The following is a 26,069-nucleotide window of genomic DNA, read 5'->3' on the forward strand; positions in this document are numbered from 1 at the left end:
TAATTGCCAGCGAAGACGATGACTTTTCAGGTCAGCGCGGGACAGGCGGGGCCGGCGGCACCGGTGGGTTGCTGTGGGGCAACGGCGGCACCGGCGGTTTCGGCGGGACGGGCGGGGCCGGCGGCGCCGGTGGCAACGCGCTGCTCTTCGGCAACGGCGGTACCGGCGGCCAGGGCGGGACCTTCACGGTGAGCCCGGATACCGCTGGCGGCAGAGGCGGTGTCGGGGGCACCGGGGGCTTGCTGTGGGGTAACGGCGGCGACGGCGGTATCGGCGGACCCTACGCATCCGGCGGCGCCGGCGGCAACGCGCAATGGTTCGGTGACGGCGGCACGGGCGGAATGGGTGGGGCACTCGGGAATGGCGGGGTCGGCGGCAACGGCGGGCTCCTAATAGGCGACGGTGGCGGCGGCGGGACCGGCGGCGTCGTGTCCGGTATCGGCGGCAGCGGCGGCCCCGGCAGCGGCCAATTGTGGGGCCACTCGGGGGCGACCGGCGCCGATGGAGGCCCAGCAACCGTGACCCTGACGATGCACGGCACCCGCCCCACTTTGCAGGTGTCGGTGAACGGCGGACCGACGGTGCAAGCAACCGTCGATACCGGATCCGACGCGCTCTTGTTCGCACCCCAGGCCGTCAACCTGAATTCCCTCGGCACGCCGCTCGCGGAGGGTCTGACCTACAACTTCGGCGTGCCGGGTGACCAGACGGTCGTTACTTACAACCTGTATGGAGCCTCACTGAATTTCGGGCATGGGATGCTCACCCAGACAATGGCTGTTGGCGTCATCAGTTCCGAGGTGCACAACGGACGACCCGTCGCCCCCGAGACGCTGATCGGTGTTGGCGCCAACGCGCGCAGCGGCGTCCCATTTGCCACCACCGCCGTACAGGATCTGCCGACCCAGCTCAATCAGGGCCTGCTCATCAACGAGCCCCGCGGCTACTTCCAGTTCGCCAGCACCAACCCGCTGCCAAGCTTTGCCAATGTTCCAGGATCACCCATCACCAGTAACTTGCAGGTGCAGGTAAACAACAGCGATCTGCAAAGTGCCCCCGGCGCATTTATCGACACCGGCGGAGTTGCGGGGAGAGTCCCGAGCAACCTGCTCCCCGACCCGCTCAATCAGCTTGCGCCCGGCACCCCGCTGCCGGCGGGGACGAAAATCATCGTGGAGGCCGTCAACGGCGGTCAAGCGACCGTGCTCTACGAGCAGGTCACCGGCACCGGTTCAGCTGCACCGATTGTCACGTCGGCCAACGCAGGCTTCAACACGGGCAACTACATCTTCGAGCAGATGCCGATCTACCTCTCCTACAACCCCACCGGGACCGGGACAACCTACTTCGACAGCCTCTCCTGATACCTGAGGACGGGCCTGCAGCGCCGCGGGGAACCCCGCTGGCGGTGACCGGGCGCCAAGGCGGCTTGCTGGCACCATAAACATTTACTAGGATTTCCTAGTATCAACCGTCGCCCTCTCGCGTACCCGAGGACACCCATGACCACAACCATCCCCCACTTCATCGACGGGAAGCGCACCACCGGGCAGTCCACCCGCACCGCCGACGTCTTCAACCCCAGCACCGGACAGGTGCAGGCCCGGGTCGCGATGGCCGGCAAGGCCGACGTCGACGCCGCCGTGGCCTCGGCGGTCGAAGCCCAAAAGGGTTGGGCGGCATGGAATCCGCAGCGTCGCGCCCGCGTGATGATGAAGTTCATCGAGCTGGTCAACGACCACATGGACGAGCTCGCCGAGCTGCTGTCGCTCGAGCACGGCAAGACCGTGCCCGACGCGCGCGGTGACATCCAGCGCGGCATCGAGGTGATCGAGTTCGCGATCGGGATACCCCATCTGCTCAAGGGCGAGTACAGCGAGGGCGCCGGCCCGGGCATCGACGTCTACTCGCTGCGCCAGCCCCTGGGCGTGGTCGCGGGCATCACCCCGTTCAACTTCCCGGCGATGATCCCGCTGTGGAAGGCCGGCCCGGCGCTGGCCTGCGGAAATGCGTTCGTCCTCAAGCCCAGCGAGCGCGACCCGTCGGTTCCCGTGCGGTTGGCCGAGCTTTTTCTCGACGCCGGCCTGCCGCCCGGCGTGTTCCAGGTCGCCCACGGCGACAAGGAGGCCGTCGACGCGATCCTGGAACACCCCGACATCAAGGCGGTGGGCTTCGTCGGCAGCTCCGACATCGCCCAGTACATCTACGCCGGGGCGGCGGCCCACGGCAAGCGGTCGCAATGCTTCGGCGGCGCCAAAAACCACATGATCGTGATGCCCGACGCGGACCTCGACCAGGCCGTCGACGCGCTGATCGGCGCCGGCTACGGCAGTGCCGGCGAACGATGCATGGCCATCAGCGTCGCGGTGCCCGTCGGCGAACAGACCGCGGAACGGCTGCGCGCCAGGCTCGTCGAGCGGATCAACAACCTGCGCGTGGGACACAGCCTGGACCCCAAGGCCGACTACGGCCCACTTGTCACCGAGGCCGCGCTGGCGCGGGTGCGCGACTACATCGACCAGGGCGTGACCGCCGGCGCGGAGATCGTGGTCGACGGCCGCGACCGTCGCAGCGACGACCTGACGTTCGGTGACGCCAACCTCGAGGGCGGGTTCTTCATCGGGCCGACGCTGTTCGACCACGTCACCCCGGACATGTCGATCTATACCGACGAGATCTTCGGTCCGGTGCTGTGCATGGTGCGCGCGCACGACTACGAAGAAGCATTGCGGCTGCCTTCCGAGCACGAGTACGGCAACGGCGTGGCGATCTTCACCCGCGACGGCGACACCGCCCGCGACTTCGTCTCCCGCGTGCAAGTGGGCATGGTGGGGGTCAACGTGCCGATCCCGGTGCCGGTGGCCTACCACACCTTCGGCGGCTGGAAGCGCTCCGGCTTCGGCGACCTCAACCAGCACGGCCCGGCGTCGATCCAGTTCTACACCAAGGTCAAGACCGTCACGTCGCGATGGCCGTCAGGCATCAAAGACGGTGCCGAATTCGTCATCCCGACAATGGATTAGGGCGCTCGAGTTCATGGAACTTTTCGCGCTCGACGACGACGAACGGGTGATCACCGAGACGGCCGCCGCGTTCGCCGCCAAACGCCTCGCCCCGCACGCCCTGGAATGGGATGCCGCCCAGCACTTTCCGACCGATGTGCTCCGCGAGGCCGCCGAACTCGGCATGGCGGCCATCTACTGCCGCGACGACGTGGGCGGCAGCGGGCTGCGCCGCCTCGACGGGGTTCGCATCTTCGAGCAGCTTGCCGCCGCCGACCCGGCGACCGCCGCGTTCCTGTCCATCCACAACATGTGCGCGTGGATGATCGACTGCTATGGCACCGAAGAACAACGCAAGATCTGGGTTCCGCGGCTGGCCTCGATGGACGTCATCGCCAGCTACTGCCTGACCGAGCCGGGTGTCGGCTCCGACGCGAGCGCGTTGACCACCCGCGCCGTCCGGCAGGGTGGCGATTACGTGCTCGACGGCGTCAAGCAGTTCATCTCGGGCGCGGGCGCCTCCGACGTCTATGTGGTGATGGCCCGCACGGGCGGCCCAGAAAATCCGGGCCCCCGCGGCATCTCCACCTTCATCGTCGAAAAGGGCGCTGCGGGGCTGAGTTTCGGCGCGCCAGAGGAGAAGATGGGCTGGCATGCCCAACCCACCGCGCAGGTGATCCTGGACGGGGTGCGGGTGCCGGCCGACGCGATGCTCGGCGGCGCCGACGGCGAGGGAACCGGCTTCGGCATCGCGATGAACGGCCTCAACGGCGGCCGCCTCAACATCGCGGCCTGCTCGCTCGGCGGCGCCCAGGCCGCCTTCGACAAGGCGGGCGCTTACGTTCGCGAACGACAGGCGTTCGGCTCCGCCCTGATCGACGAGCCGACCATCCGCTTCACCCTGGCTGACATGGCCACCGCGTTGCAGACGTCGCGACTGCTGTTGTGGCGCGCGGCGAGTGCGCTGGACGGCGACGACGCCGACAAGGTGGAGCTGTGCGCGATGGCCAAGCGCTACGTCACCGACGCGTGCTTCGAGGTCGCCGACAAGGCCCTGCAGTTGCACGGCGGCTACGGCTACCTGCGTGAGTACGGGCTGGAGAAGATCGTGCGTGACCTGCGGGTGCACCGGATCCTCGAGGGGACCAACGAGATCATGCGGGTGGTCGTCGGGCGAGCCGAGGCCGCACGGTTCCGGGCCAGCGCGTAGAAAGGCGCCATGACCAACGTTTCCACCGTCGCGTTTTTGGGACTGGGCCACATGGGCGGACCCATGTCGGCGAATCTCGTTGCCGCCGGCCACACGGTGCGCGGGTTCGATCCGGTGCCCGCATCGGCGACGGCGGCGGCCTCGAACGGTGTGGCGGTGTTCGACAGCGCCGCCGAGGCGGTCGCCGGGGCCGACGTCGTCATCACCATGCTGCCCAACGGGGAGGTGGTCAAACGCTGCTACGCCGAGGTGCTGCCGGCCGCTCGGGCCGGTGCTCTGTTCATCGACAGCTCCACGATCTCGGTCAGCGACGCGCGGGAGGTCCACGCACTCGCGCAATCACACGGCGTCGCACAACTGGACGCCCCCGTTTCGGGTGGGGTGAAGGGCGCCGCGGCGGGAACCCTGGCGTTCATGGTGGGCGGTGAGGAGTCCGCGTTGCAGCGGGCGCGTCCGGTGCTGGAACCCATGGCGGGCAAGGTCATTCATTGCGGCGCCGCGGGCGCGGGGCAGGCCGCCAAGGTCTGCAACAACATGGTGCTGGCGGTGCAGCAGATCGCGATCGGCGAGGCCTTCGTGCTGGCCGAGAAGCTCGGCCTGTCGGCGCAGTCGCTGTTCGACGTCATCACCGGGGCAACCGGCAACTGCTGGGCGGTGCAGACCAACTGCCCGGTGCCGGGCCCGGTCCCGACCTCGCCGGCCAACAACGACTTCCGACCCGGATTCGCGACGGCGCTGATGAACAAGGACCTGGGCCTGGCGATGGACGCAGTCACCTCCACCGGTGCGGCGGCCCCGCTGGGCAGTCACGCCGCGCAGATTTACGCCGAGTTCATCGCGTCCGACGCCTCCCGCGCCGACCAGGACTTCAGCGCCGTCATCGAGATGCTGCGCTCGAGCTGACCCAGGTTGCGCGCAACGTCGGAGAGAATTCACTCCGGCGGCCTATGCCCATCAAGGAGTCCCCGATGATCGAATTGCTGCCGGACATGCCGGAGGGAGTGACCGGCATCCGGGTGTCCGGCCGGTTGCGCGGCGACGAACTGCGCGAGATCAAGCCCGCCATGGAGGAGCTGTTCAAAACCGGTGGAATAAGGATCGTGGAAGTCATCGCATCCGATTACGAGGGTTTCGGCCCCGGCGGGTTGGTCGAGGATCTCAAGATGGGATTCGGCGCCGTCCTGCCGCATCATTCGGCCTTCAAGCGAATCGCCGTCGTGTCGGACAAGGAATGGGTCGCCCACATCCTGCATGCGCTGGCGTGGATGGTGCCCGGCGAGCTGGCCGTGTTCGGGCTCGACGACCTCGAGCGCGCCAAGGCATGGGCCGCCGGCTAGCTCGAGCAGCCGACCTGACGGTGGCGATCCACCGCGCTCAAAAGTCGCCGGCGTTGCGCCGCAACGTGTCCACCGCCGACACCAAGGCCAGCGATTCGGTGTCGGACATTCCGATGTCGGCGAACACCTGCTCGTTGAGGGTGACCGTGGCGTCCTCCACCGTCGAGCGACCCAGCTCGGTGATCTGCACCAGCGTCGTGCGCCCGTCGGTGGGGTGCGGCACCCGCCGCACCAACCCGTCGGATTCCAGCCGGCGGATCGCGTGGGTCACGCTGGTGACGTGCACCTGCAGGCGGTCGGACGCCTTGGTGATCGGCAGCGCCCCGGCGCGGCTGAACGCCAGCAGCCGGAGCAACTCATACCGCGAGAAGCTCAGGTCGTAGGGACGCAACGCGTTCTCGACCCGGGCCAGCAAAATCTGGTGCGCGCGCATCACCGAGGTCACCGCGACCATGCCCGGCGCCACATCGCCCCAGCCGGCACGCTCCCAGTTGGCCCGCGCCGCGGCGATCGGATCCCGTTTGGGCGATCTCGAGGCGGTCACACCCTCTTTCTTACCGCGTCTACAACGAACGCTGCAGCAGAACCTGCCCGTTGTCGGCGGAAACCACCTGCACGGCGGCGATCTGGTCGACCGGAGTCGAGATGCTGCCGGCCGGCGTCGCGGTCTGCCCGGGGACGGCCACCCAGGTCGCCAGCCGGGTCTGGCGGCCGTCGCGGCCCACCACCACCATCGCCAGCGTGTCGTGGTGCGCGGTCAGCGGGGCCAGGCACACGCAGTCAAGGTTGATCGACGTCCCCCAGTGCCGGCCGCTGACCCGCACCGTCGAGGTGAGCAGGGTGGTGCCGACCTGCGCCATCGGCTGCGACGACGCACTCACCTGCTGCGGGGGCGCCGCCGAATGACCGTGCACGCCGACGAGCACGCCGACCCCCAGCACCACGGCCGCGGCCGAGGCGGCCGCCCAAGTGGCCACGCGCGCGCGGCGGCGCCGAAAGCGCACCGCCGCCAGCAGCGAGGGCAGCAGCGCCGGGGACACCCCCGGGGTCGCCATCGGACCCGACTCGCCGAGCGTGGCCACCTCCTCGCGATCCAGCCGGGAAAGCAGGGCCGGCACGCCGCTCAGGTCGGCGACGGCGTCCCGGCACGACCGGCAGCCGGCCATGTGCGCCTCGAATTCGCGGCGTTCGGTGGCGCACAGCGATCCCAGCACGTAGGCGGCATCCCACATCGCGTAGCGGTCACCGGGCGGGCCGATGCCCTCTGGCCGAGCGTTCATCTCATCACTCTCCTTGCTCGTCATGCCTTAGGTTCGTCATGCCTTAGCGGGTGACCCCGAGCTCCTGCAGCGTCAGCCGCAGCGTCCGCACCGCGTAGTGCAGGCGCGACTTCACTGTTCCCTCGGCGATCTGCAGGTCCGCGGCGATCTGCGCCGTCGTCCAGCCGCGGTAGTACGACCTTTCGATCACGGCCCGATGCTCGACCGAAAGCTGGGCCACCGCGTCGGCGATCAACAACCGGTCCAGCGCCGCGTTCACCTCGTCGGGCGTCGACTGCTCGGGCGCTCCGACCTCGTCGGTCGAGGCGACCACGTGGCGGAACCGGGCGCTGCGCCGGTCGTCGATGATCATGTTGCGGGCGACGGTGAACATCCAGGCCCGCGCCGAGCGGTCGGCATCCCCGATGATCTCCGGATGCTGCCACGCCCGCAACAGGGTTTCCTGCACGACGTCCTCGGCGTGGCTCGCGTCCCCGGTCAGCCGCAGCGCGTAGCGCCACAGCACCGCGGCGTGCTCGTCGTAGATCGCCCTCATCAGCGCGGCCTCGGCCGCCGCCGCCCCGGTGCCAGCAACCCGAGCCACTCGATCACCTCCGCTCGGTGAAACGAGCCGACGGAGCGGTTAGTTCACGCGGATCTCACCCAGGCAACGTCAGGATGCGTGGCCCGTCGTCCGTGACGGCGACCGTGTGCTCCCAGTGCGCCGCGCGGGAGCCGTCGGAGGTGGTCACCGTCCACTCGTCGTCGAGCACCACCGTCTTGCCCGTGCCGAGCGTGAGCATCGGTTCGATGGCCAGGACCGAACCGGCCGCCAGCAACGGACCCCGGCCGGGGGCGCCCTCGTTGGGCAGGAACGGGTCCATGTGCATCTGCCGGCCGATGCCGTGGCCCCCGTAGCCCTCCACGATGCCGAACCGGCGCCCGTAGCGACGCTCGGCCGCGCGGGTGCCCGTCTCGATCGCGTGGGCGACGTCGGTGAGCCGGTTGCCGACGACCATCGCCGCGATCCCGGCCTCCAGCGATTCCCGGGTCGCCGCCGAGAGTGCCTCGTCGGCGGGCCGCAGCGGGCCCACCCCGAAGGTGATCGCGGCGTCCCCGTGCCAGCCGGCCAGCACCGCCCCGCAGTCGATGGACACCAGGTCCCCGGGGGCCAGGACTTCGGCGGCCGACGGGATGCCGTGAACGACCCGGTCGTTGACCGACGCGCAGATCGACGCCGGATAGCCGTGGTAGCCCAGGAACGACGGCGTCGCCCCGGCGTCGCGGATCACCGAGTCGGCGATCTCGTCGAGGCTCAGCGTCGACGCCCCGGGCACCGCCGCCGCACGGACGGCGTTCAGGGCGGCGGCGACGACGGCGCCGGCCGCGGCCATCGCGTCCAGCTCGGCGGCGCTGCGCTGCGGCACCACCCGGCGACTGCGCAGTCGTGCCAGCGGTGTCATGGTTCCTCGCCCGGGGTCGCTATTTGCCGAGGGCTTGCAGCGCGCGGGCGAACACCTCGTCCATCGAGCCGACGGCGTCGACGGTCTTGAGTTGGTCGCGGTAGTACTCCAGCAGCGGCGCGGTTTCCTCGCGGTACACCTTCATCCGGTTGAGGATGACGTCGTCGGTGTCGTCGGCGCGGCCGCGCGCCTTGAGCCGCTGCAGCAACTCGTCCTGCGACACCCGGAACTCGAGCACCGCGTCGATGTCGGTGGCGCGCCGTTCGAGCATCTCGTGCAGCGCCTTGGCCTGCTCGAGCGAGCGCGGATACCCGTCCAGGATGAACCCGTCGGCGGCGTCCGGGTCGTCGAGCCGGTTGTCGACGAGCTGGTTGGTCAGCTCGGCGGGCACCAGGTCGCCGGCGTCCAGGTAGCGCTTGGCCTCCAGCCCGAGTTCGGTGCCCTCGCCGATGTTGCGCCGGAACAGGTCGCCGGTCGAGATCTGCGGGATACCCAGCTTCTGAGCGAGCTTCTCGGCCTGCGTGCCCTTGCCCGCCCCCGGCGGCCCCAGCAAAACGAGTCTCACTTGAGGAACCCTTCGTAGTTGCGCTGCATGAGCTGACTCTCGATTTGTTTGACCGTATCCAATCCGACGCCGATCATGATCAGAACGGCCGTACCGCCGAACGGCAGGTTCTGTACCGCCCCGCCGTTGCCGATCTGCAGGAACAGGTTGGGCAGCACCGCGATGGCGCCCAGGTAGATCGAGCCCGGCAGCGTGATCCTGCTCAGGACGTAGCGCAGGTAGTCGGCGGTGGGCTTGCCCGGACGGATGCCGGGGATGAAGCCGCCGAACTTCTTCATCTCGTCGGCGCGCTCATCGGGGTTGAAGGTGATCGACACGTAGAAGTACGTGAAGAAGATGATCAGCCCGAAGTAGATGGAGATGTAGACGGGGTCGCTCGGGTCGGACAGGTAGGTGCTGACGAACTTGTCCCACCAGCTGTTGCCCATGCCGCCGCTGCCGCTGCGGATCAGCTGGGTGACCAGGTGCGGGATGTAGATCAGCGACGACGCGAAGATGACCGGGATCACGCCGGCCTGGTTGACCTTGAGCGGCAGGTAGGTGGAGGTGCCGCCGTACATGCGCCGGCCCACCATGCGTTTGGCGTACTGCACCGGGATCCGGCGCTGGCCCTGCTCGACGAACACCACGCCCACGATGATGGCCAGCGCGGCGACCAGGACGGCGGTGAAGATGACGCCGCCGCGGCTGTCCAGGATGGTCTTGCCCTCGGACGGGATGCGCGCGGCGATGCCGACAAAGATCAGCAGCGACATGCCGTTGCCGATCCCGCGTTCGGTGATCAGCTCGCCCATCCACATCACCAGCGCCGCCCCGCCCGTCATCACCAGCACGATGACGACCAGGGTGAAGATGCTCTGGTCGGCGATGATGTCCAGCGAGCAGCCCTGCAGCAGCCCGCCGTTGGCCGCCAGCGCCACGATGCTGGTGGCCTGCAGGACGGCCAGCGCGATCGCCAGGTAGCGGGTGTACTGGGTCATCTTGGCCTGGCCGGACTGGCCTTCCTTGCGCAACTCCTCAAAGCGCGGGATCACCACCGTGAGCAACTGCACGATGATGCTGGCCGTGATGTAGGGCATCACACCCACCGCGAACACGGTGAGCTTGAGCAACGCCCCGCCGGAGAACAGGTTGATCAGCGAGTAGATCTGCCCGGCCTCGCCGCCGGTGGCCTCTTTGATGCACTGCTGCACGTTGGGGTAGTTGACCCCGGGAGACGGCAGCGCGGCACCGAGCCGGTAGAGCAGAAGGATGCTGAGGGTGAAGAGGATCTTCCGTCTCAGGTCGACTGTCCTCAGCGACGAGATGAAAGCCGAAAGCACTCTATCCTCCTGCGCAGCCGAGGGTCATCCTGGTCACGCGCCCAGCACCCGCAGGCCAGGACGTACGGCCGACCTTATCTACAGCGCGTCGAATCGTGTACGAGACTAACAGCTGATCTGCGCAGTTTCGTTGGCGGGCCGTCGTGCCTGCGGTGCAGCGCAACGTCCGGACAATTCTTATACTTGCTAAGTATCGGCAGCCGGCGTTCCGGGGCGCGACCACCGGAAAGAATGGAGCAGCATGACGCGCAGTGATCAAGACAGCTGGGACCTGGCCTCGAGCGTCGGCGCCACGGCCACGATGGTCGCGGCGGCCCGCGCCCTGGCCAGCGAAGCGACCAACCCGATCATCGACGACCCGTTCGCGGCGCCTCTGGTCCGGGCGGTCGGGCTCGACTTCTTCCGCCGCCTGGTCGACGGCGAGGTGGTCCCCGATGCGCACGAGGACGGCGAGCGGGACCTGCAGCTGGAAACCGATTCGATCGCGGTGCGCACCCGCTTCTTCGACGACTTCTTCCTCAATGCGGCGCGCGACGGCATCCGTCAATCAGTGATCCTGGCCGCCGGTCTCGACGCGCGCGCCTACCGGCTCAGTTGGCCGCCCGGCAGCGTGGTCTACGAGGTCGATCAGCCCAAGGTCGTCGACTTCAAGAGCACCGCGATGTCGGACTTGGGCGCCGCCCCGACCGCGGACCGCCGAACCGTCAGCGTCGACCTGCGGGAAGACTGGCCGACCGCGCTGCGCGACGCCGGCTTCGACACGACCCAGCCGACGTCCTGGAGCGCCGAGGGCCTGCTGATGTACCTTCCGCCCGAAGCCCAGGACCGCCTGTTCGACAACATCACCGGGCTCAGCGCCCCCGGAAGCAGGCTGGCCACCGAATTCCACGGGGATGCGGGCCGGACCATGAGCGAACGCGCAAAGCAGTTCAACGAGCGATGGGCCAAAGTCGGCTGCGACATCGACTTGTCGGGACTGTTCTTCGACGGCGAGCGCAGCGACGTCGTCGACTACCTGACCGGTGCGGGCTGGCAGGTCAGCACCCGGCCCCGGCGTGAGCTCTTCGCCGACTACGGCCTCGTCTACCCCGACGACGAGGAATCCCAGCTCCGCAACATCGTCGCCGTCACCGCGACGCTACGTTGAACCCCTCGGGGCATCGGATCACGTTGGTGGGCGGGCCTGTGGATAACTGAGTTGTGCCGCTTGCTTTGTGGCCGTTAACTTGGCGGCGCGGCCCTTGGGTGATTAGCGCCGGCGGGTGGGCTGGGCGAGAATTCCGCGGGTGACTCCGTTGGTGGTGGATCCTGCGGTGTTGTCTGCTGCGGGCGCCGCGGTGGTGGGCGCCGGCGAGGGTCTGGCTGCGAATCTCACGGTGCTCACGGGTGGGTTTGCGGCCAACATCTTGCCGCCGTCACGAGCGAGATGGCCTGCTCATACAGAAGCCGGGAAGCATTCGCGGGACTCCCATCTAAACGGGCAGCACGGGCCTTGCGGTTTTCGAGACAGGGGCCGGACCTGCGGACTATGCGCCGCCACCTGGGATAACGCGCGAGCGATCTTTTTAGGAATGCCTGCCTCGATTGAGGATATCGCGCATCAGCGCACAATCCGGACGGAAGGCCGCTCCGGCCTGCCGACGGAATTCCACGATTTGGAGGCAACGGGTCGAACCGATCCGGCCTACAAGGATTGGTGGCACAACCCGATCATCGCTGCGGCGTGGTGGACAATCACGACAACGACACGACCGGAATCAACGCCGACGCCCTATGCGTTCTCGGCGGGCTTGGCGGCCGGCGCGCGGACGATCATCGGCACGGCGGGGAAGCACCACGCCATCTCCGAACGCGACTTGCGCAGCGCCGCCGTGCCGTAGCCCTTCTTGCGGTGATCGGGGTGGATCCAGATCCGTACGTCGACCTCGCCGCGCACCAGCTCGCCGAACACCATGCCGACCTTCTCGCCCGCCTCCTCGGCCACGAACCAGGCAGCTTCCTCGTCGTCGACGCGCCGCAGCGCCGCGTTGATCTCGTCGTCGAGGCTGCCGGCCGGCCCGCCGGAGCCGTCCCCGGCGCCCATCTCCGCGGTCCGCAGGGCGAAGAGGTCCCGGTCCGATTGCGCCGAGAACGGCCGCAGCTCGAGGTTCTCCCCCGAACTGGCCGGCCGTTCCTTGACGGTGAAGCTCAGCTGCTTGTTGAGGTCTTCGAGTTCGGCGAGGATCTTGCGGCGCGAATCTTTGGTCAGTTGGTCGAACGACATGCCCATCACGGCCTCGGCGGCCGCGTGCGACGTGTCCAGCAACGCGGCGACCGCCCCGACGGCGGCCGCCTTGTCCTCAGACTCGACAACGACGTCGGCTATCTCGTGGCGGCGTTCGAGGGCGTTCAACAGGGCATCTGCGATCTCTCGCCGGGCGGCTTTACGGTCCTGGTCGGTCATTGCACCAGATTAGATCGCCGTCGGAGGTAGCGCCTCGGGGCGTCGGCTTCCCAGCTCGAGGAACCGGTGGTAGCGATCCTCGACCGCCGCCGCCCACGCGGGCCGGGGCTCGACGACGCGCGCGGTGCGCGCCCAGCGGGCGGCATCGGCGATCGACGTCTCCAGGCCGGCCGCCATGCGGGCCAGGAACGCCGCCCCCAGCGCCGCGCCCTCGGCGACCTCGGAGACCTGCACGTCAAGGCCGGTGGCGTCGGCGACGGCCTGCATCCACGGCCCGACCCGGCTGCCGCCACCCGCGGCGACGAGGCGCGCCACCGGCGCCCCGCTCAGCTCGATGAGCTGACGCACCACGAAGCCCGACGCCTCGTAGGCGGCCCTGCGCAGCGCGGCGGCGTCGTGGGTCAGGTCGAGATCATCGAGCACGGCCCGGCGGTCCGGATCGTGGAACGGCGTGCGCTCCCCCCGGATGTAGGGCGACCACACCGGCACCCGCCGCGGGTCGGTCGCGGCCGCGTCGCCCGGCCCCAGGACGCGATCCACCCACCCCAGGAACAGGCCGCCGGCGTTGCTGGCCCCGCCGATCTGGCTCTTGCCCGCGGCCGTGTGCGGGATCGTCCACAGGCCGGGAACCTGCCGTGCCTCCGCCACTGTCACCCACACGATCAGCGTGGTGCCGAACAGCACCAGCACGTCGCCGTCGCGGTCGGCGCCGGCCACGATCTGTTCGCACAGTGCGTCGACGGCGCCGGTCGCCAGCACCGCGCCGGTCTGGCGCAGCCGGCCGACCGCGACCCCGATCGTTTCCACCCGCGGCATCTGCTCGACGGTCGCGCCGCGTTCGGCGCAGGCCGCCGCGTTCCAGCCGGTCCCGTTGAAAAGGGGGAATGTCGTTGCGGCGGTGGCAAAGTCGATCACGGCCTCGCCGGCCAACGCGTGATTGGCCACCGCCGGCGCCGGCCAGTACCCGGTCGCCCAGGGCGCCTCGGCCGCGGTCCAGCGCAGAAACTCCGCCGCCTCACCCACCGCGGGCAGCGGTTGGTCGGCCGTCCCCGGCCCCCGGCCCCGGGCGTCCCCATACAGCAGCCCCGGCGTGACGGGGACGCCGGCGGCGTCGACGGCGGTCAGCGACGGCACCATCGCCGCAACGGCGACCGCCTTCGCGTCGCGGCGGCCCAGTTGGTCCAGCGCCGCCACCGGGCCCCGCCGCCACGCCTCGTCGGCGTCGTGCTCGAGCCGGTCGGGGGCGGGCACCCGCAACCGGTGACCGATGCGCCCGTGCCGTCACGCGGCCGTCGGCGTCGGCGGCGACCGCTTTGACCGACGTGCTGCCGATGTCGATGCCGATTGTGACGGCTTCGCGTGACACGGGCGTCACCGTACGCCAGCATTGGCTCTCGTGACGTCCAAACCACGCGCCCTGGTGACGGCCCCGATGCGGGGGCCGGGGTTCGCCAAGCTCCGGGAGCTGGCCGAGGTGGTCTACGACCCGTGGATAGAGCAGCGGCCCCTGCGTATCTACAGCCCGGAGCAGCTGGCCGAGCGGATCGCCGCCGAAGACGCCGATGTGGTTGTGGTGGAAAGCGACTCGGTACGTGGGCCGGTGTTCGACCTCGGATTGCGTGCGATCGCGTCCACCCGGGGTGACCCCAACAACGTCGACATCCCCGGGGCCACCGCGGCCGGCGTCCCGGTGCTGAACACCCCGGGGCGCAACGCCGACGCGGTCGCCGAGATGACCGTGGCCCTGCTGCTGGCCGCGACCCGCCGGCTGCTGCCCGCGGACGCGGACGTGCGCGGCGGCAACATCTTTCGCGACGGGAGCATCCCGTATCAGCGCTTCCGGTCCTGGGAGATCGCGGGGCGCACCGCCGGACTGGTGGGCCTGGGCGCGGTCGGCCGCGCGGTGCGCTGGCGGCTGTCCGGGCTGGGCCTGCGGGTCATCGCCCACGACCCGTACAGCGACGAGGCCGAACACGGGCTCGACGAGCTGCTGGCCGAGGCCGACGTGGTGTCCCTGCACGCGCCAGTCAGCGACGAGACCGCCGGAATGATCGGCGCGGCGCAGTTCGCGGCCATGCGCGACGGCGTGGTGTTCCTCAACACCGCCCGGGCCCAGCTGCACGACACCGACGCGCTGGTGCAGGCGCTGCGCACCGGCAAGGTGGCCGCCGCGGGGCTGGACCACTTCGCCGGCGAATGGCTGCCGACGGACCACCCGCTGGCGGCCCTGCCCAACGTCGTCCTGACCCCGCACATCGGGGGCGCCACCTGGGACACCGAGGCGCGGCAGGCGCAGATGGTGGCCGACGACCTGGAAGCGCTGTTGGCGGGGAACGCCCCCGCCCATGTCGTCAACCCGGAGGTGCTGGGCTCGTGAGGTATGTCGACAACCCCGAAACCGCGGTCCTGGACGCGGCCAAGGACATGCTGCGCCGCGGCCTGGTCGAGGGCACCGCCGGCAACATCTCCGCCCGGCGCGCCGACGGCAACATCGTCATCACGCCGTCGTCGGTGGACTATCGCGACATGCGGCTCGACGACGTGGTGCTCGTCGACCCCGACGGCGCCGTGCTGCAGGCCGCGGAAGGCCGGTTCCCGTCGTCGGAGATGCAACTGCACCTGGCCTGCTACCGGGCGTTCGACGACGTCGGCAGCGTCATCCACAGCCACCCTGTCTGGGCGACGATGTTTGCCGTTGCGCGCCAGTCTATTCCGGCCTGCATCGACGAGTTCGCCGTGTACTGCGGCGGCGACGTCCGGTGCGCGGAGTACGCCGCCTCCGGCACGCCCGACGTCGGGCTCAACGCCGTGCGCGCTCTCGACGGGCGCGCGGCCGCGCTGATCGCCAACCACGGCCTGGTGGCCGTCGGCCCGCGACCCGACAAGGCGCTGCACGTCACAGCCCTAGTGGAACGCACTGCCCAGATCGTCTGGGGTGCAAGGGCCCTGGGCGGCGCGGTGCCCATTCCCGACGACGTCAACGGCAACTTCGCCGCCGTCTACGGCTATCTGCGTGCCAACGCGTGACGCACCGCTTCCGGCTCGGTCGCGCGGATATCGCGCGGGTGGTCGAGCTCCGATTCTCGTTGGGCGCCGACTCTTTCCCCGTGACGCCGCCGTCGGGGTGGCGCGACAACGCCGACCTGCTCGTGCCGGACTTCTTCGACCCCGAGACCGATCGGTGGCGTATCGTCGTCCAGAGCTGGGTCATCGAGGTCGACGGCCTGACGGTCGTCGTGGACACCGGCGTCGGCAATGATCGCCCGCGCCCGCACATGCCGCCCCTGGATCACCTCAACACGGGGTTCCTGTCGTCGTTGCGGGCGGCGGGGATCGACCGCGACGCCGTGGACGTGGTGGTCAACACCCACATCCACTCCGACCATGTCGGGTGGAACACGATGCTCGAGAACGGCGCCTGGGTGCCCACGTTCCCCAACGCCCGGTACGTGGTGGCGGCCGCGGACTACCACCACTTCCATCCCGAGGGGGCCGCGGCCCGGCGGCTACCGCGCAGCGAGCAAGAACAGACGCAGCAGCGCGGCAACGATCTGGTGTTCGCGGACAGCGTTTTGCCCGTGGAAGCACAGCTCGTCCGATGGTCCGACGATTACCGGATCAGCCCATCGCTGCTGCTGCGCCCGGCCCCCGGACACACGCCGGGTTCCTCGGTGCTCTGGCTCGACGCGGGCCGGCCCGCGGTTTTCGTGGGCGACCTCACCCACAGCCCGCTGCAGCTGCGCCGGCCCGCCGACGCGTGCGCCTTCGACGTGGACGCCCCGGCCGCCGCGGCCACCCGCCACCGCATATTCACCGAGGCCGCGGCGGCCAAGGCCGCCGTGATACCCGCGCACTATCCCGGCCGTGGCGGCGCCATGATCCGCTCGGTGGCCGACGGCTTCGACGTCGACCGCTGGCTGGACATCGAATCTCTCTGATCTGCTAGGGGATGCGTCGGACACGCCAGGCGCGGGGCGGCGTGCCGTGCATCCGTTTGAACGTCCTGCTGAAGTAACCCGGATCGGCCATTCCGACCCGCCTGGCCACCTCCGAGACCGGGAGGTCCGTCTCGGCCAAGAGCCCTCGGGCCACGGCCATGCGGCGTTCCACGATCCACTCGCCGACGGTACGACCGGTGCGGCGGCGCACGACCGTGGTCAGGTGGCCCGGCGTGATACCGAGTTCGCGCGCCACATCGCGCAACGACACCGGCTCGGCGTGACGGCGGTCGATCACCGCGAACACCTCGGCCAGCAGCGGCTCGCCGCTGCGCCGCAGATCGGCCACCACGTCGCGGGCCAGGCGCGCCAGATCGATCAGCAGCAGCGTCAAGTGCGCCAGCGCCGCCTGCCGATAGCCCTCCTGCCGGGCCGTGAGCTCGGCCTCGAGCGCCCGGATCGCGTCGTCCCACCTCGGCCGCCCGGCCACGGGCACCTCCAGCCGCAGCATCCCGCCCGACTGCCCGTGCAGAAACGGGAAGAGCAGCGGATGCGCGCGCCAGGTGGGCCACGGCGAACGCCCGTCCTCCCCGAGCGCCGCGGGGTCGAAAGACACCGCCACGCCCCCGTCGAGCGGGAGCAGCAGCCCGGGATCGAGCACCTCGCCCGCGGCGGCCACGTGAACCAGCCCGGCCGCGGGGACGTACCACAGCACCGGGAAGTCGTGGATGTGGCGGCGGGGTTCGAGTATCTCGTCGGGCCCGGGGCGCAGCACCGACACCGGAGGCGTGTCCGGGTCGGTCCGATATCGGTAGACCGGCACCCCCGCGCGGTGGCGGACCATCCGGGCCGGCTGCATCATGGTGTCCAAAAATAGTCCTGTTTTTCCCGATTATCTGCCAATTGTCCTTCCACCGCGTGGTTCAGCATGTATTCGTGACCAAACATCATCCTCATGACTACATGCCCGGCGCCGGCCACGACGCGTTGCTCCCCGCCTACGACCTGTTCGCCCGCCTGTTGGGCATGAAACGGGTGTACCGGACCCTGCTCGCGCAAGCCGAGCTCGACGACTGCCGCCGGATCCTCGAAATCGGATGCGGCACCGGGAATCTGAGCGTCATGGCCAAACGCGCCCAGCCGCTCGCGGAGGTGATCGGATGCGACCCGGATCCGCTGGCGCTGGCGCGGGCGCGGCGAAAGACGCACGAAATGAGCGGGATACGCTTCGACCGCGGCTATGCCCAGCGGCTGCCCTACGCCGACGGAGAGTTCGACCGGGTGCTGTCGTCGATGATGCTGCATCACCTGGAGGATGACGCGAAAACCCGCGGCGTCCGAGGTTTTCCGTGTCCTGCGCCCGGGCGGCAGGCTGCACCTGGTCGACATCGGCGGCGACATGACCGTCCGCGACGGCCTGGCCGCGTATCTGATGAGGCACAACCGTCATGCGGCCGGCAACCTCGGCGACGCGGTGCCCCGGCTGCTGCGTGCGGCGGGGTTCGCCTGCACGCTGATCGCCACGCATCGGCAGCGCGTGGTGGGGCGGCTCAACTACTACCGCGCGACGCGACCGGCCTGAGACCGGCACCGAGCCAGGTTGCCGCGATCGGACGAAGGCGTACAGTGGAGGAAGCTGTTAAATGGGCTAATTATTAGCAGAGTTGGACTAACTACTTAGGGGTACGACTATGACTTCCACCGGCTCCCGGTACGAGGGGGACACCTGGGACCTGGCATCCAGCGTCGGAGCGACCGCGACCATGGTCGCAGCGGCCCGCGCGATGGCCACCCGCGCCGACAACCCGCTGATCGACGACCCGTTCGCCGAGCCACTCGTGCGGGCGGTGGGCGTGGACCTGCTCGCCCGCCTGGCGAGCGGCGAACTGGACCCCGGCGAGCTCAACGACGTGCATGACGGCGCCACCGGCTCCGTCGGGGCCATGTCACGCATGGCCGACAACATGGCCGTGCGCACCAAGTTCTTCGACGAGTTCTTCCTGACGGCGACCGGGGCGGGCATCAGGCAGGTCGTGATCCTGGCCTCCGGGCTCGACGCCCGGGCCTACCGGCTGGCGTGGCCGGCCGGAACGGTCGTCTACGAGGTCGACCAGCCGCAGGTGATCGAGTTCAAGTCCCGCACACTGGCCGATTTGGGCGCCGCGCCCACGGCCGACCGGCGCGTGGTGGCCGTGGACCTTCGCGACGACTGGCCCACAGCCCTGCGCACCGCCGGGTTCGACCCCGCGCAGCCGACCGCTTGGAGCGCCGAGGGCCTGCTGGGCTATCTGCCGCCGGACGCGCAGGACCGGCTGCTGGACACCATCACCGAGCTCAGCGCGCCGGGCAGCCGGCTGGCCACCGAAAGCGCGCCCAATCCCGAGCCCGGTGACGAGGACAAGATGAAGGAGCGCATGCAGGCGATCTCCGAGCGCTGGCGCGCGCACGGCTTCGACCTCGACATGGCGGGGCTGGTCTACTTCGGCGACCGCAACGAGGCAGCCCCCTACCTCGCCGACCGCGGGTGGCGGTTGGACAGCGTCAGCATCCGCGAGCTGTTCGTGGCCAACGGGCTCCCGCCCCTGCAGGACGACGACATGCGCATGGGCGAGATGCTCTACACCAGCGGCACCCTCGAGAAATAGGAGCGCAAGCCGATGACCACGAATCCCGGACGTACCGAGGGCGACAGCTGGGATCTCGCGAGCAGCGTCGGTGCGACCGCCACCATGGTCGCGGCCTCCCGCGCGCTGGCCTCCCAGGGGCCCGACGCGCTGCTCGACGATCCGCTGGCCGACCCCCTGGTGCGCGCCGTCGGGTTGGACCCGTTCATCCGCATCATCGACGGAGAACTCGACTTCGACGACGACCCGCTACTCAACCGCAGAGCGCGGGTCGAGCAGATGACGGTCCGGACAAGGTTTTTCGACGACTTCTTCACCGGCGCCGCCGCAGACGGCGTCCGGCAGGCGGTCATCCTGGCCTCCGGCCTCGACACCCGCGCCTACCGGCTGCGATGGCCCGCGGGCACGGTGGTCTACGAGGTGGACCAGCCGCAGGTCATCGCGTTCAAGACCGAGACCCTGGCCGGCCTGGGCGCCGCCCCGACCGCCGAGCGCCGCGCCATCGGCATCGACCTGCGCGACGACTGGCCGGAGGCGTTGCGGCGCGGCGGTTTCGACGTCGGCCAACCGACCGCGTGGAGCGCCGAGGGGCTGCTGCCCTACCTGCCGCCGCAAGCCCAGGACCGGTTGTTCGACCACATCACCGCCCTCAGCGCGCCGGGCAGCCGGCTGGCCACCGAGCACGTGCCGGACCCCAACGCCTTCACCGACGAGCGGTTGCAGCGCATCACGGAGCGGTGGCAGCGCGCCGGTTTCGACCTCGACGCGGCCGACCTGTTCTATCAGGGTGAGCGCAGCGTCGTGGTCGACTACCTGAGCGGCCACGGCTGGCAGGTGGCGGCCCATGCGGTCAGGGACCTGTATGCGCAGAACGGTTTCGAGTTCCCCGAGGAGCTGACGGCCGCCTTCGGCGACCTGAACTACGTCGCCGCGACGTTGAAGTAGGGTCGTCCCATGGCGCGCGCTCACGACGACAGCTGGGACCTGGCCACTAGTGTGGGCGTGACCGCGACGATGGTCGCGGCCGGGCGCGCCATGGCGACCCGGGACCCGCGGCGCCTCATCGACGACCCGTTCGCCGAGCCGCTGGTGCGCGCCGTCGGGGTGGACTTCTTCACCAAGCTGTTGGACGGTGAGCTCGACCCGGCGGCGTTCGAGAATGCCTCACCGGTGCGCATGCAGGCGATGGTCGACGGAATGGCGGTGCGCACCCGGTATTTCGACGACTACTTCGCCGCGGCCACCGGGTCGGGGGTCCGTCAGGCGGTCATTCTCGCGTCCGGGCTGGACGCACGCGCCTATCGGTTGCCGTGGCCGTCCGGCACGGTGGTCTACGAGATCGACCAGCCCGAGGTGATCGACTTCAAGTCGAACGCCCTGTCCGGCATCGGCGCCGAGCCCACCGCGGTTCGGCGCACCATCCCCATCGATCTGCGCGCCGCCTGGCCCACCGCGCTCACCGCGGTGGGACTGGACACGGCGGCGCCGACGGCGTGGCTGGCCGAGGGGCTGTTGATCTACCTGCCACCGGATGCCCAGGACCGGTTGTTCGACGACATCACCGCGCTCAGCGCGCCGGGCAGCACGATTGCCACCGAATTCGTGCCCGGCATCGTGGATTTCGACGCCGAGCGGGTGCGGGAGATGTCCACTCCGTTCCGGGAGCACGGCGTCGACATCGACATGGCGTCGCTGGTCTACGCCGGCGAACGCAACCACGTCGTGGACTATTTGCGGTCGAAGGGCTGGAACGTCGAGGGGGTGACCCGCACGGAACTCTTCCAACGCCACGGCATGGACGTGCCCGCGGCGGAGAACGACGACCCGCTCGGCGAGATCATCTTCATCAGCGGCACTTTCGCCGGCTAGAGGCGCGACTCCCCCAGCCACAGCGCGCTCGCGCCGTTCAGCGTCTGCTCGAGGTTGTCCAGCACCCCGGCGACCGCGCGGCTCAACAGCGCCGCCGGCAGCGACGAGGTCCGCGGCCGCACCAGGTCCAGCAGCGAATGGCCCGGATAGCCGACCAGGCGCACGTCGGTGCCCTCGTCGAGCCCGGCCAGCACCTTGGCCCGGCGCACCGCGGCCCGCAGCCCGCCGAGTTCGTCGACCAGGCCGCGCTCGAGGGCGTCGGCGCCGGTCCAGATCCTGCCCCGGGCAACGGCGTCCACCGCCTCGGTGCTCAAGTTGCGTCCCGCGGCGGCGCGCTCGACGAAGTCGGAGTAGAACAAGTCCACCTCCGCCTCGCGATGCGCCTGCTGCTCCGGGGTGAAGGGCGCGTCGGCCGACCAGGCGTCGGCATTGGCGTTGGTGCGCACGGTGTCCGACCCGATACCCAGCCGCTGCTTGAGGTCACGGATCACGAGCTTTCCGCTGAGCACTCCGATCGAGCCGGTGATCGTGCCCGGATTGGCCACGATCGCGTCGGCCCCCATCGCCGCGTAGTAGCCGCCGGAGGCGGCGACCGCGCCCATCGACGCCACCACCGGCTTGCCGCGCTCGCGCGCCCTTTTCACCTCTCGCCAAATGGTTTCCGATGCGCTGACAGACCCTCCGGGGCTGTCGATCCGCACCACGATCGCGGCCACCGCGTCGTCGGCGGCGGCCGCGCGCAGCGCCGCGGCGATGGTGTCGCCGCCCACCGAGGAGTTGCCGAACGGCAGAAACTGCGGTCCCCCGCGCCCGTTGACGATCGGGCCGTCGAGGGTGACCACGGCCACCGTCGGCTTGGGCTTACGGCCCGGGACCGACGGCACGGGCGGGGCCAGCCGCGCCCGTGCCGCGCCCGCGTAGCGCGTCAGGTACAGCCGGGGCGGTTCATTGTCGTCCGAAACATCCTCGACGCCAACCATTTCCGCCATCCGCGCGTAGGCTTCGTCGCGGAACCCGATCCGGTCGACCAGACCGGAGGACACGGCGTCGTCACGCAGCAGCGGGGCCCGGTCGGCCACCGCGTCGAGCGTGTCAGGGTCGATCTTGCGCGACCGGGCGACCGCCTGCCACACCTGCTGCTGCAGGCTTTCCAGCATCCGGGTGACGGCCTCGCGGTGGGCGGCGGTGAAGCCGTTCTCGGTGAACAGGTTCGGCGCCGACTTGTATTCGCCACGGGTGACGAACTGCGCCTCGACACCGGCCTTGTGCAGCGCGTCGCGCAGGAACAGCGCGTTGGTCGCGAAGCCGATCAGCCCGACCGTTCCCGACGGTTGCATCCAGACCTCACGGAACGCCGAGGCCAGGTAGTACGACAGCGTGCCGGGATAGGTCTCGGCCCAGGCCAGCGACGGCTTGGCCGCGCTGAAGGCCGCGATCGCCTCGCGCAGCTCCTGGACCGCCGCCGCCGGGGACGCCGCGAGCTGCACGCGGGCGATCATCCCCGCGACCCGCGGATCCTCGGCGGCGCGGTGGATCGCGGCCACCGTGTCGCGCAGCGCCATCGGCCGGCCGCCGCCGCTGATGATCGCCAGCGGGTCGAAGCCCGTCGTCTCCGGCGGCACCGCGCGCAGGTCCAGCTCGAGCACGCAACCGTTGGGCACGCCGTGGTGGCGGGCGGTGTCGAGCCGGGCGGCCAGGGCACGGACGTCTTTCCCGAGATCGGGAACACCGGGAATCGAGGGCAGGAAGGCAAACATATCCGTCCAGCGTACCGAGCGCGCCCCGTACGGTGAGGGGGTGAGGTTCTCCATCGCCATCCCCCAGTTCGACTACGACGGCTTCGACGCCGCAGGGCTGCGCTCCTACCTCGCGCGCGCCGAGGAACTCGGGTTCGAGGCGGGCTGGGTTCTCGAGCAGATCATCGGGGCGGCGCCGCTGCTGGCGCCCCTGGAACTGCTGGCGTGGTGTGCGGCGAACACCGAACGGCTGCGGCTGGGTGTCGCCGTGCTGGTGACGTCCCTGCACGACCCGCTCCAGCTGGCCTCGGCCGCGACCGCCGTGGACCGGCTCAGCCACGGGCGGCTGGACATCGGCGTGGGCACCGGCGGCGGCTCGCGCCGGTTCGCCGCGTTCGGCGTGGACAAGTCGACCTACATCTCCTACTTCACCGAGGGGCTGGAGCTGATGAAGGCGGCCTGGTCCGACGAACCGCGGGTGACGTTCCACGGCCGGTTCCGCGACGTCGACGACCTGCCCGTCGCGCCCAAGCCGGTGCAGCGGCCGCACCCGCCGATCTGGTTCGGCGGGCTCGCGCCCAAGGCCCTGGCCAGGGCGGTGCGCCACGGTGACGCGTTCCTGGGCGCCGGGTCGTCGACCACCGAGGCGTTCGCCGGAGCCGTCGAAGTGGTGCGCCGCGAGCTCGACGAGCAGCGCAAGGATCCGGCGCGCTTCACGATCGGCAAGCGGGTCTACCTGATGGTCGACGACGACGCGGCGCGGGCCCGCGAGCGGGTGCTCGCCGGGCTGCGGCGGATTTACGGCAAGATGCCCGGCATCGATGCGGTGCCGGTGTCGGGAACGCCCGGCGACGTCGCCCGCGGGCTACGCGAGGTGATCGACGCCGGAGCCCAGACGCTGCTGCTCAACCCCGTCGGCACCGATGTCCCGGAGAACCGCGAGCAGATGGAACGCCTTGCCGCGGAGGTGATCCCGCAGCTCACCTAGTGGCGCGGGCTACAGCTCGGTCGCCGAACCGCCCGCGGCGCTGATCTTCTCGCGCGCGCTGCCGCTGAACTTGTGCGCGGACACCTCGACCTTGACGGTCAGCTCGCCGTCGCCGAGCACCTTGACCAACGAGTTCTTGCGGACCGCGCCCTTGGCCACCAGCTCGTCCACGCCGATGGATCCACCCTGCGGGAACAGCCGGTTGATGTCGCCGACGTTGACGATCTCGTACTCGGTGCGGAACCGGTTCTTGAACCCCTTGAGCTTGGGCAGCCGCATGTGGATCGGCATCTGCCCGCCCTCGAACGTCGCCGGGACGTTCTTGCGGGCCTTGGTGCCCTTGGTGCCACGGCCCGCCGACTTGCCCTTGGAGCCCTCACCGCGACCCACGCGGGTCCGGGCGGTCTTCGACCCGGGCGCCGGGCGCAGGTCATGCAGTTTGATCGTCATTTGGCCTCCTCCACCTCGACGAGATGGTTCACCACCGCGATCAGCCCGCGGGTCTGAGCGTTGTCTTCACGGATCACCGAGTGGCGGATCCGCCGCAGGCCCAGCGTGCGCAGGCTCTCGCGCTGCTTCCAGCGCGCACCGATCGTGCTGCGTACCTGGGTGATCTTGAGAGCTGCCATGGTTATGCCGTTCCTTCACGTGCGGCCGCCGCGGCCAGCGCGTCGCTCTCCCGGCGCGCCCGCAGCATGCCGGCCGGGGCGACGTCCTCGATCGGCAACCCGCGCCGGGCCGCCACCTCCTCGGGACGCTGCAGCAGCTTGAGGGCGGCGACGGTGGCGTGCACCACGTTGATCGCGTTGTCGCTGCCCAACGACTTGGCCAGGATGTCGTGCACCCCGGCGCATTCCAGCACCGCGCGCGCCGCACCGCCGGCGATCACACCGGTACCGGGGCTGGCGGGGCGCAGCAGCACCACGCCGGCGGCGGCCTCGCCCTGCACGGGGTGGGTGATGGTGCCGCCGATCAGCGGCACCCGGAAGAAGCCCTTGCGGGCTTCCTCGACACCCTTGGCGATCGCGGCGGGGACCTCTTTGGCCTTGCCATATCCGACGCCGACCATGCCGTTGCCGTCGCCCACGATGACCAGGGCGGTGAAGCTGAAGCGCCGCCCACCCTTGACCACCTTGGAGACGCGGTTGATGGCGACGACGCGCTCCAGGTAGTTGCTCTTGTCGCCGTCGCGGTCCCGGTCACGACCGCCGCGCCCACCTCCGTCGCGGCGACCCCGGCTGTCGCGGTCACCACGCGAGTCGCGGCTGTCGCGGCTGTCCTGCCCGCCTGCCGACTGCTCCGCCATTATGCGGTCCTTCCAGTTGTCATCAGGCTGATGTCGTTCATCAGAATCGCAATCCGTTCTCGCGCGCGGCATCGGCCAGCGCCGCGATCCGTCCGCCGTAGGAGTAGCCGCCGCGGTCGAACACCACGCTGTCGATGCCGGCGGCCTTGGCACGCTCCGCGATCAGCTGACCGACCCGCACGCTACGGGCTTTCTTGTCTCCCTGCAGGCCGCGCACGTCGGCCTCGATCGACGATGCGGCCGCCACCGTGGTGCCGTTTTCGTCGTTGACCAGTTGCACATGGATGTGCCGCGCGGACCTGTTCACCACCAGCCGCGGACGCTGCGGGGTACCCGAGACCTTCTTGCGCAGCCGGGCGTGCCTGCGCAGACGGGAGACCCGCCTGGTCGCGGAGATGTTCTGCCCCACCGGCTTTCGCGCGGCGGCGTCAGTCTGTGATTGCGCCATGACTACTTACCTGTCTTTCCGACCTTACGGCGGATCTGCTCGCCCTCGTAGCGCACGCCCTTGCCCTTGTAGGGGTCCGGGCGGCGCAGGCGGCGGATGTTCGCCGAGATCTGGCCGACTTTCTGCTTGTCGATCCCCGAGACCGAGAACTTCGTCGGCGACTCGACCGCGAACGTGATGCCCTCGGGGGCCTCGATCACGACCGGATGGCTGTATCCGAGCGCGAACTCCAGGTTGGAACCCTTGAGTTGCACCCGGTAGCCGACCCCGAAGATCTCCATCTTGGTGGTGTAACCCTGGGTGACGCCGGTGACCAGGTTGGACACCAGCGTGCGGGAGAGCCCGTGCAGCGAGCGTGCGCCGCTCGTCGTCGGGGCGGTTGACCACGATCGCGCCGTCCTCGCTGCGCTCCACGGTGATCGGCTCGGCGACCGTCAGGTCCAGGGCGCCCTTGGGGCCCTTCACCAGAACTCTCTGTCCATCGATCGTTACGTCGACCCCGGCGGGAACCGGAATCGGCCGTTTACCAATACGCGACATCTGTGTTTACGCTGCCTCT

At 69.7% G+C, this 26,069-nt stretch carries 26 protein-coding genes and 3 pseudogenes; 14 read left to right on the forward strand and 15 right to left on the reverse strand.

Translation table 11 applies throughout. The features are described 5' to 3' along the window. Window positions 1-68: 68 nt before the first annotated feature. The 5 genes from AB8998_RS24865 to AB8998_RS24885 all read left to right on the forward strand — a co-directional run bounded on the left by AB8998_RS24865 (window position 69) and on the right by AB8998_RS24885 (window position 5,549). Window positions 69-1,364 carry a PecA family PE domain-processing aspartic protease gene (locus AB8998_RS24865; RefSeq protein WP_369740493.1) on the forward strand — a complete coding sequence of 432 codons (1,296 nt, stop codon included), beginning with the start codon at window positions 69-71 and terminating at the stop codon, window positions 1,362-1,364. Between the two features lie 138 nt (window positions 1,365-1,502). Next, window positions 1,503-3,023 (forward strand): CoA-acylating methylmalonate-semialdehyde dehydrogenase, encoded by a 1,521-nt coding sequence (locus tag AB8998_RS24870; RefSeq protein ID WP_369740494.1) that lies wholly within the window; start codon window positions 1,503-1,505, stop codon window positions 3,021-3,023. A 13-nt stretch (window positions 3,024-3,036) separates the two neighbouring features. Further along, window positions 3,037-4,212, forward strand: coding sequence for an acyl-CoA dehydrogenase family protein (locus AB8998_RS24875; protein WP_369740495.1), 1,176 nt, complete (start codon window positions 3,037-3,039; stop codon window positions 4,210-4,212). 9 nt (window positions 4,213-4,221) lie between these two features. Further along, window positions 4,222-5,115, forward strand: a complete 894-nt coding sequence (gene mmsB / locus AB8998_RS24880; protein ID WP_369740497.1) for a 3-hydroxyisobutyrate dehydrogenase — start codon at window positions 4,222-4,224, stop codon at window positions 5,113-5,115. 65 nt (window positions 5,116-5,180) lie between these two features. Then, the gene (locus AB8998_RS24885; protein ID WP_369740499.1) at window positions 5,181-5,549 is read left to right on the forward strand and encodes a SpoIIAA family protein; all 369 of its coding nucleotides are present in this window, start codon (window positions 5,181-5,183) and stop codon (window positions 5,547-5,549) included. 37 nt (window positions 5,550-5,586) lie between these two features. Here AB8998_RS24885 and AB8998_RS24890 read toward each other — a convergent pair whose 3' ends face one another. The 6 genes from AB8998_RS24890 to secY are packed head-to-tail and all read right to left on the reverse strand — an operon-like array spanning window position 5,587 to window position 10,158. Continuing rightward, window positions 5,587-6,093 (reverse strand): MarR family transcriptional regulator, encoded by a 507-nt coding sequence (locus tag AB8998_RS24890; protein WP_369740500.1) that lies wholly within the window; start codon window positions 6,091-6,093, stop codon window positions 5,587-5,589. A gap of 19 nt (window positions 6,094-6,112) precedes the next feature. After that, entirely contained in the window at window positions 6,113-6,829 is a 717-nt protein-coding gene (locus AB8998_RS24895; protein WP_369740502.1) for an anti-sigma factor family protein, read from the reverse strand. A gap of 43 nt (window positions 6,830-6,872) precedes the next feature. Continuing rightward, a complete protein-coding gene (locus tag AB8998_RS24900; protein WP_369740503.1) occupies window positions 6,873-7,412 on the reverse strand; it encodes a sigma-70 family RNA polymerase sigma factor in 540 nt (179 codons plus the stop codon). Between the two features lie 55 nt (window positions 7,413-7,467). Beyond that, the gene (map, locus tag AB8998_RS24905) at window positions 7,468-8,271 is read right to left on the reverse strand and encodes a type I methionyl aminopeptidase (protein WP_369740504.1); all 804 of its coding nucleotides are present in this window, start codon (window positions 8,269-8,271) and stop codon (window positions 7,468-7,470) included. A gap of 19 nt (window positions 8,272-8,290) precedes the next feature. Further along, a complete protein-coding gene (locus tag AB8998_RS24910) occupies window positions 8,291-8,836 on the reverse strand; it encodes an adenylate kinase (protein ID WP_369740505.1) in 546 nt (181 codons plus the stop codon). Continuing rightward, entirely contained in the window at window positions 8,833-10,158 is a 1,326-nt protein-coding gene (gene secY, locus AB8998_RS24915) for a preprotein translocase subunit SecY (RefSeq protein WP_369740506.1), read from the reverse strand. The genes AB8998_RS24910 and secY overlap by 4 nt, the downstream gene beginning before the upstream one ends. Window positions 10,159-10,399: 241 nt before the next feature. Between secY and AB8998_RS24920 the strand changes: the two genes are divergently transcribed. After that, a complete protein-coding gene (locus AB8998_RS24920; protein WP_369740508.1) occupies window positions 10,400-11,305 on the forward strand; it encodes a class I SAM-dependent methyltransferase in 906 nt (301 codons plus the stop codon). Window positions 11,306-11,929: 624 nt separating this feature from the next. Here the strand turns inward: AB8998_RS24920 and AB8998_RS24925 are convergent. Both AB8998_RS24925 and AB8998_RS24930 read right to left on the reverse strand, forming a co-directional pair. Then, the gene (locus AB8998_RS24925; RefSeq protein ID WP_369740510.1) at window positions 11,930-12,601 is read right to left on the reverse strand and encodes a GNAT family N-acetyltransferase; all 672 of its coding nucleotides are present in this window, start codon (window positions 12,599-12,601) and stop codon (window positions 11,930-11,932) included. A gap of 9 nt (window positions 12,602-12,610) precedes the next feature. After that, window positions 12,611-13,967 (reverse strand): annotated as a pseudogene (locus tag AB8998_RS24930) (xylulokinase). A 30-nt stretch (window positions 13,968-13,997) separates the two neighbouring features. On the opposite strand from AB8998_RS24930, the gene AB8998_RS24935 reads away from it, so the two are divergent. From AB8998_RS24935 to AB8998_RS24945, 3 genes are read left to right on the forward strand one after another with little or no spacing between them, the layout of a single operon-like run. Then, window positions 13,998-14,978, forward strand: coding sequence for an NAD(P)-dependent oxidoreductase (locus AB8998_RS24935; RefSeq protein ID WP_369740512.1), 981 nt, complete (start codon window positions 13,998-14,000; stop codon window positions 14,976-14,978). After that, a complete protein-coding gene (locus AB8998_RS24940) occupies window positions 14,975-15,628 on the forward strand; it encodes an L-fuculose-phosphate aldolase (protein WP_369740513.1) in 654 nt (217 codons plus the stop codon). Before AB8998_RS24935 ends, AB8998_RS24940 begins: the two co-directional genes overlap by 4 nt. Beyond that, window positions 15,625-16,539 (forward strand): MBL fold metallo-hydrolase, encoded by a 915-nt coding sequence (locus tag AB8998_RS24945; RefSeq protein ID WP_369740514.1) that lies wholly within the window; start codon window positions 15,625-15,627, stop codon window positions 16,537-16,539. The genes AB8998_RS24940 and AB8998_RS24945 overlap by 4 nt, the downstream gene beginning before the upstream one ends. A gap of 4 nt (window positions 16,540-16,543) precedes the next feature. Here the strand turns inward: AB8998_RS24945 and AB8998_RS24950 are convergent, their stop codons facing one another. Further along, the gene (locus AB8998_RS24950) at window positions 16,544-17,401 is read right to left on the reverse strand and encodes a helix-turn-helix transcriptional regulator (RefSeq protein ID WP_369741752.1); all 858 of its coding nucleotides are present in this window, start codon (window positions 17,399-17,401) and stop codon (window positions 16,544-16,546) included. Window positions 17,402-17,475: 74 nt separating this feature from the next. Between AB8998_RS24950 and AB8998_RS24955 the strand changes: the two are divergent. From AB8998_RS24955 to AB8998_RS24970, 4 genes and pseudogenes are all read left to right on the forward strand, one after another. Further along, window positions 17,476-18,121: pseudogene (locus AB8998_RS24955) on the forward strand (class I SAM-dependent methyltransferase). Window positions 18,122-18,230: 109 nt separating this feature from the next. Further along, on the forward strand, window positions 18,231-19,184 hold the full coding sequence (locus AB8998_RS24960) for a class I SAM-dependent methyltransferase (protein ID WP_369740515.1): 954 nt from the start codon (window positions 18,231-18,233) through the stop codon (window positions 19,182-19,184). Between the two features lie 12 nt (window positions 19,185-19,196). Beyond that, window positions 19,197-20,108, forward strand: a complete 912-nt coding sequence (locus AB8998_RS24965) for a class I SAM-dependent methyltransferase (RefSeq protein WP_369740516.1) — start codon at window positions 19,197-19,199, stop codon at window positions 20,106-20,108. Window positions 20,109-20,117: 9 nt separating this feature from the next. Then, complete coding sequence (locus AB8998_RS24970; protein WP_369740517.1) at window positions 20,118-21,032, forward strand: class I SAM-dependent methyltransferase; 915 nt, start codon at window positions 20,118-20,120, stop codon at window positions 21,030-21,032. Here AB8998_RS24970 and sppA read toward each other — a convergent pair. Further along, on the reverse strand, window positions 21,029-22,789 hold the full coding sequence (gene sppA / locus AB8998_RS24975; protein WP_369740518.1) for a signal peptide peptidase SppA: 1,761 nt from the start codon (window positions 22,787-22,789) through the stop codon (window positions 21,029-21,031). The two genes, AB8998_RS24970 and sppA, sit on opposite strands and share 4 nt — an antisense overlap. Window positions 22,790-22,829: 40 nt before the next feature. On the opposite strand from sppA, the gene AB8998_RS24980 reads away from it, so the two are divergent. Beyond that, window positions 22,830-23,756, forward strand: a complete 927-nt coding sequence (locus AB8998_RS24980; protein WP_369740519.1) for an LLM class flavin-dependent oxidoreductase — start codon at window positions 22,830-22,832, stop codon at window positions 23,754-23,756. A gap of 9 nt (window positions 23,757-23,765) precedes the next feature. Here the strand turns inward: AB8998_RS24980 and rplO are convergent, their stop codons facing one another. From rplO to rplF, 5 genes and pseudogenes are all read right to left on the reverse strand, one after another. After that, window positions 23,766-24,206, reverse strand: coding sequence for a 50S ribosomal protein L15 (gene rplO, locus AB8998_RS24985; protein WP_369740520.1), 441 nt, complete (start codon window positions 24,204-24,206; stop codon window positions 23,766-23,768). Continuing rightward, window positions 24,203-24,385 carry a 50S ribosomal protein L30 gene (gene rpmD / locus AB8998_RS24990; protein ID WP_369740521.1) on the reverse strand — a complete coding sequence of 61 codons (183 nt, stop codon included), beginning with the start codon at window positions 24,383-24,385 and terminating at the stop codon, window positions 24,203-24,205. Before rpmD ends, rplO begins: the two co-directional genes overlap by 4 nt. A gap of 2 nt (window positions 24,386-24,387) precedes the next feature. Beyond that, complete coding sequence (gene rpsE / locus AB8998_RS24995; protein WP_369740522.1) at window positions 24,388-25,062, reverse strand: 30S ribosomal protein S5; 675 nt, start codon at window positions 25,060-25,062, stop codon at window positions 24,388-24,390. Window positions 25,063-25,102: 40 nt separating this feature from the next. Continuing rightward, window positions 25,103-25,471: a 50S ribosomal protein L18 gene (rplR, locus tag AB8998_RS25000; RefSeq protein ID WP_369741753.1), complete on the reverse strand. Its 369-nt coding sequence runs from the start codon at window positions 25,469-25,471 to the stop codon at window positions 25,103-25,105. A gap of 41 nt (window positions 25,472-25,512) precedes the next feature. Next, a pseudogene (gene rplF / locus AB8998_RS25005) lies at window positions 25,513-26,050 on the reverse strand (50S ribosomal protein L6). Between the last annotated feature and the right edge of the window lie 19 nt (window positions 26,051-26,069).

The sequence above is a fragment of the Mycobacterium sp. HUMS_12744610 genome, assembly GCF_041206865.1.
GTDB classification, from domain to species: Bacteria; Actinomycetota; Actinomycetes; order Mycobacteriales; family Mycobacteriaceae; genus Mycobacterium; species Mycobacterium servetii.

Bases quoted from the DNA above. Each gene is read 5' to 3' on its own strand.
- AB8998_RS24870 (WP_369740494.1), top strand. From the start codon at position 1,503: ATGACCACAACCATCCCCCACTTCATCGACGGGAAGCGCACCACCGGG.
- AB8998_RS24875 (WP_369740495.1), top strand. From the start codon at position 3,037: ATGGAACTTTTCGCGCTCGACGACGACGAACGGGTGATCACCGAGACG.
- mmsB (WP_369740497.1), top strand. From the start codon at position 4,222: ATGACCAACGTTTCCACCGTCGCGTTTTTGGGACTGGGCCACATGGGC.
- AB8998_RS24885 (WP_369740499.1), top strand. From the start codon at position 5,181: ATGATCGAATTGCTGCCGGACATGCCGGAGGGAGTGACCGGCATCCGG.
- AB8998_RS24895 (WP_369740502.1), bottom strand. From the start codon at position 6,829: ATGAACGCTCGGCCAGAGGGCATCGGCCCGCCCGGTGACCGCTACGCG.
- map (WP_369740504.1), bottom strand. From the start codon at position 8,271: ATGACACCGCTGGCACGACTGCGCAGTCGCCGGGTGGTGCCGCAGCGC.
- AB8998_RS24920 (WP_369740508.1), top strand. From the start codon at position 10,400: ATGACGCGCAGTGATCAAGACAGCTGGGACCTGGCCTCGAGCGTCGGC.
- AB8998_RS24925 (WP_369740510.1), bottom strand. From the start codon at position 12,601: ATGACCGACCAGGACCGTAAAGCCGCCCGGCGAGAGATCGCAGATGCC.
- AB8998_RS24950 (WP_369741752.1), bottom strand. From the start codon at position 17,401: ATGATGCAGCCGGCCCGGATGGTCCGCCACCGCGCGGGGGTGCCGGTC.
- AB8998_RS24960 (WP_369740515.1), top strand. From the start codon at position 18,231: ATGACTTCCACCGGCTCCCGGTACGAGGGGGACACCTGGGACCTGGCA.
- AB8998_RS24965 (WP_369740516.1), top strand. From the start codon at position 19,197: ATGACCACGAATCCCGGACGTACCGAGGGCGACAGCTGGGATCTCGCG.
- AB8998_RS24970 (WP_369740517.1), top strand. From the start codon at position 20,118: ATGGCGCGCGCTCACGACGACAGCTGGGACCTGGCCACTAGTGTGGGC.
- sppA (WP_369740518.1), bottom strand. From the start codon at position 22,789: ATGTTTGCCTTCCTGCCCTCGATTCCCGGTGTTCCCGATCTCGGGAAA.
- rplO (WP_369740520.1), bottom strand. From the start codon at position 24,206: ATGACGATCAAACTGCATGACCTGCGCCCGGCGCCCGGGTCGAAGACC.
- rpmD (WP_369740521.1), bottom strand. From the start codon at position 24,385: ATGGCAGCTCTCAAGATCACCCAGGTACGCAGCACGATCGGTGCGCGC.
- rpsE (WP_369740522.1), bottom strand. From the start codon at position 25,062: ATGGCGGAGCAGTCGGCAGGCGGGCAGGACAGCCGCGACAGCCGCGAC.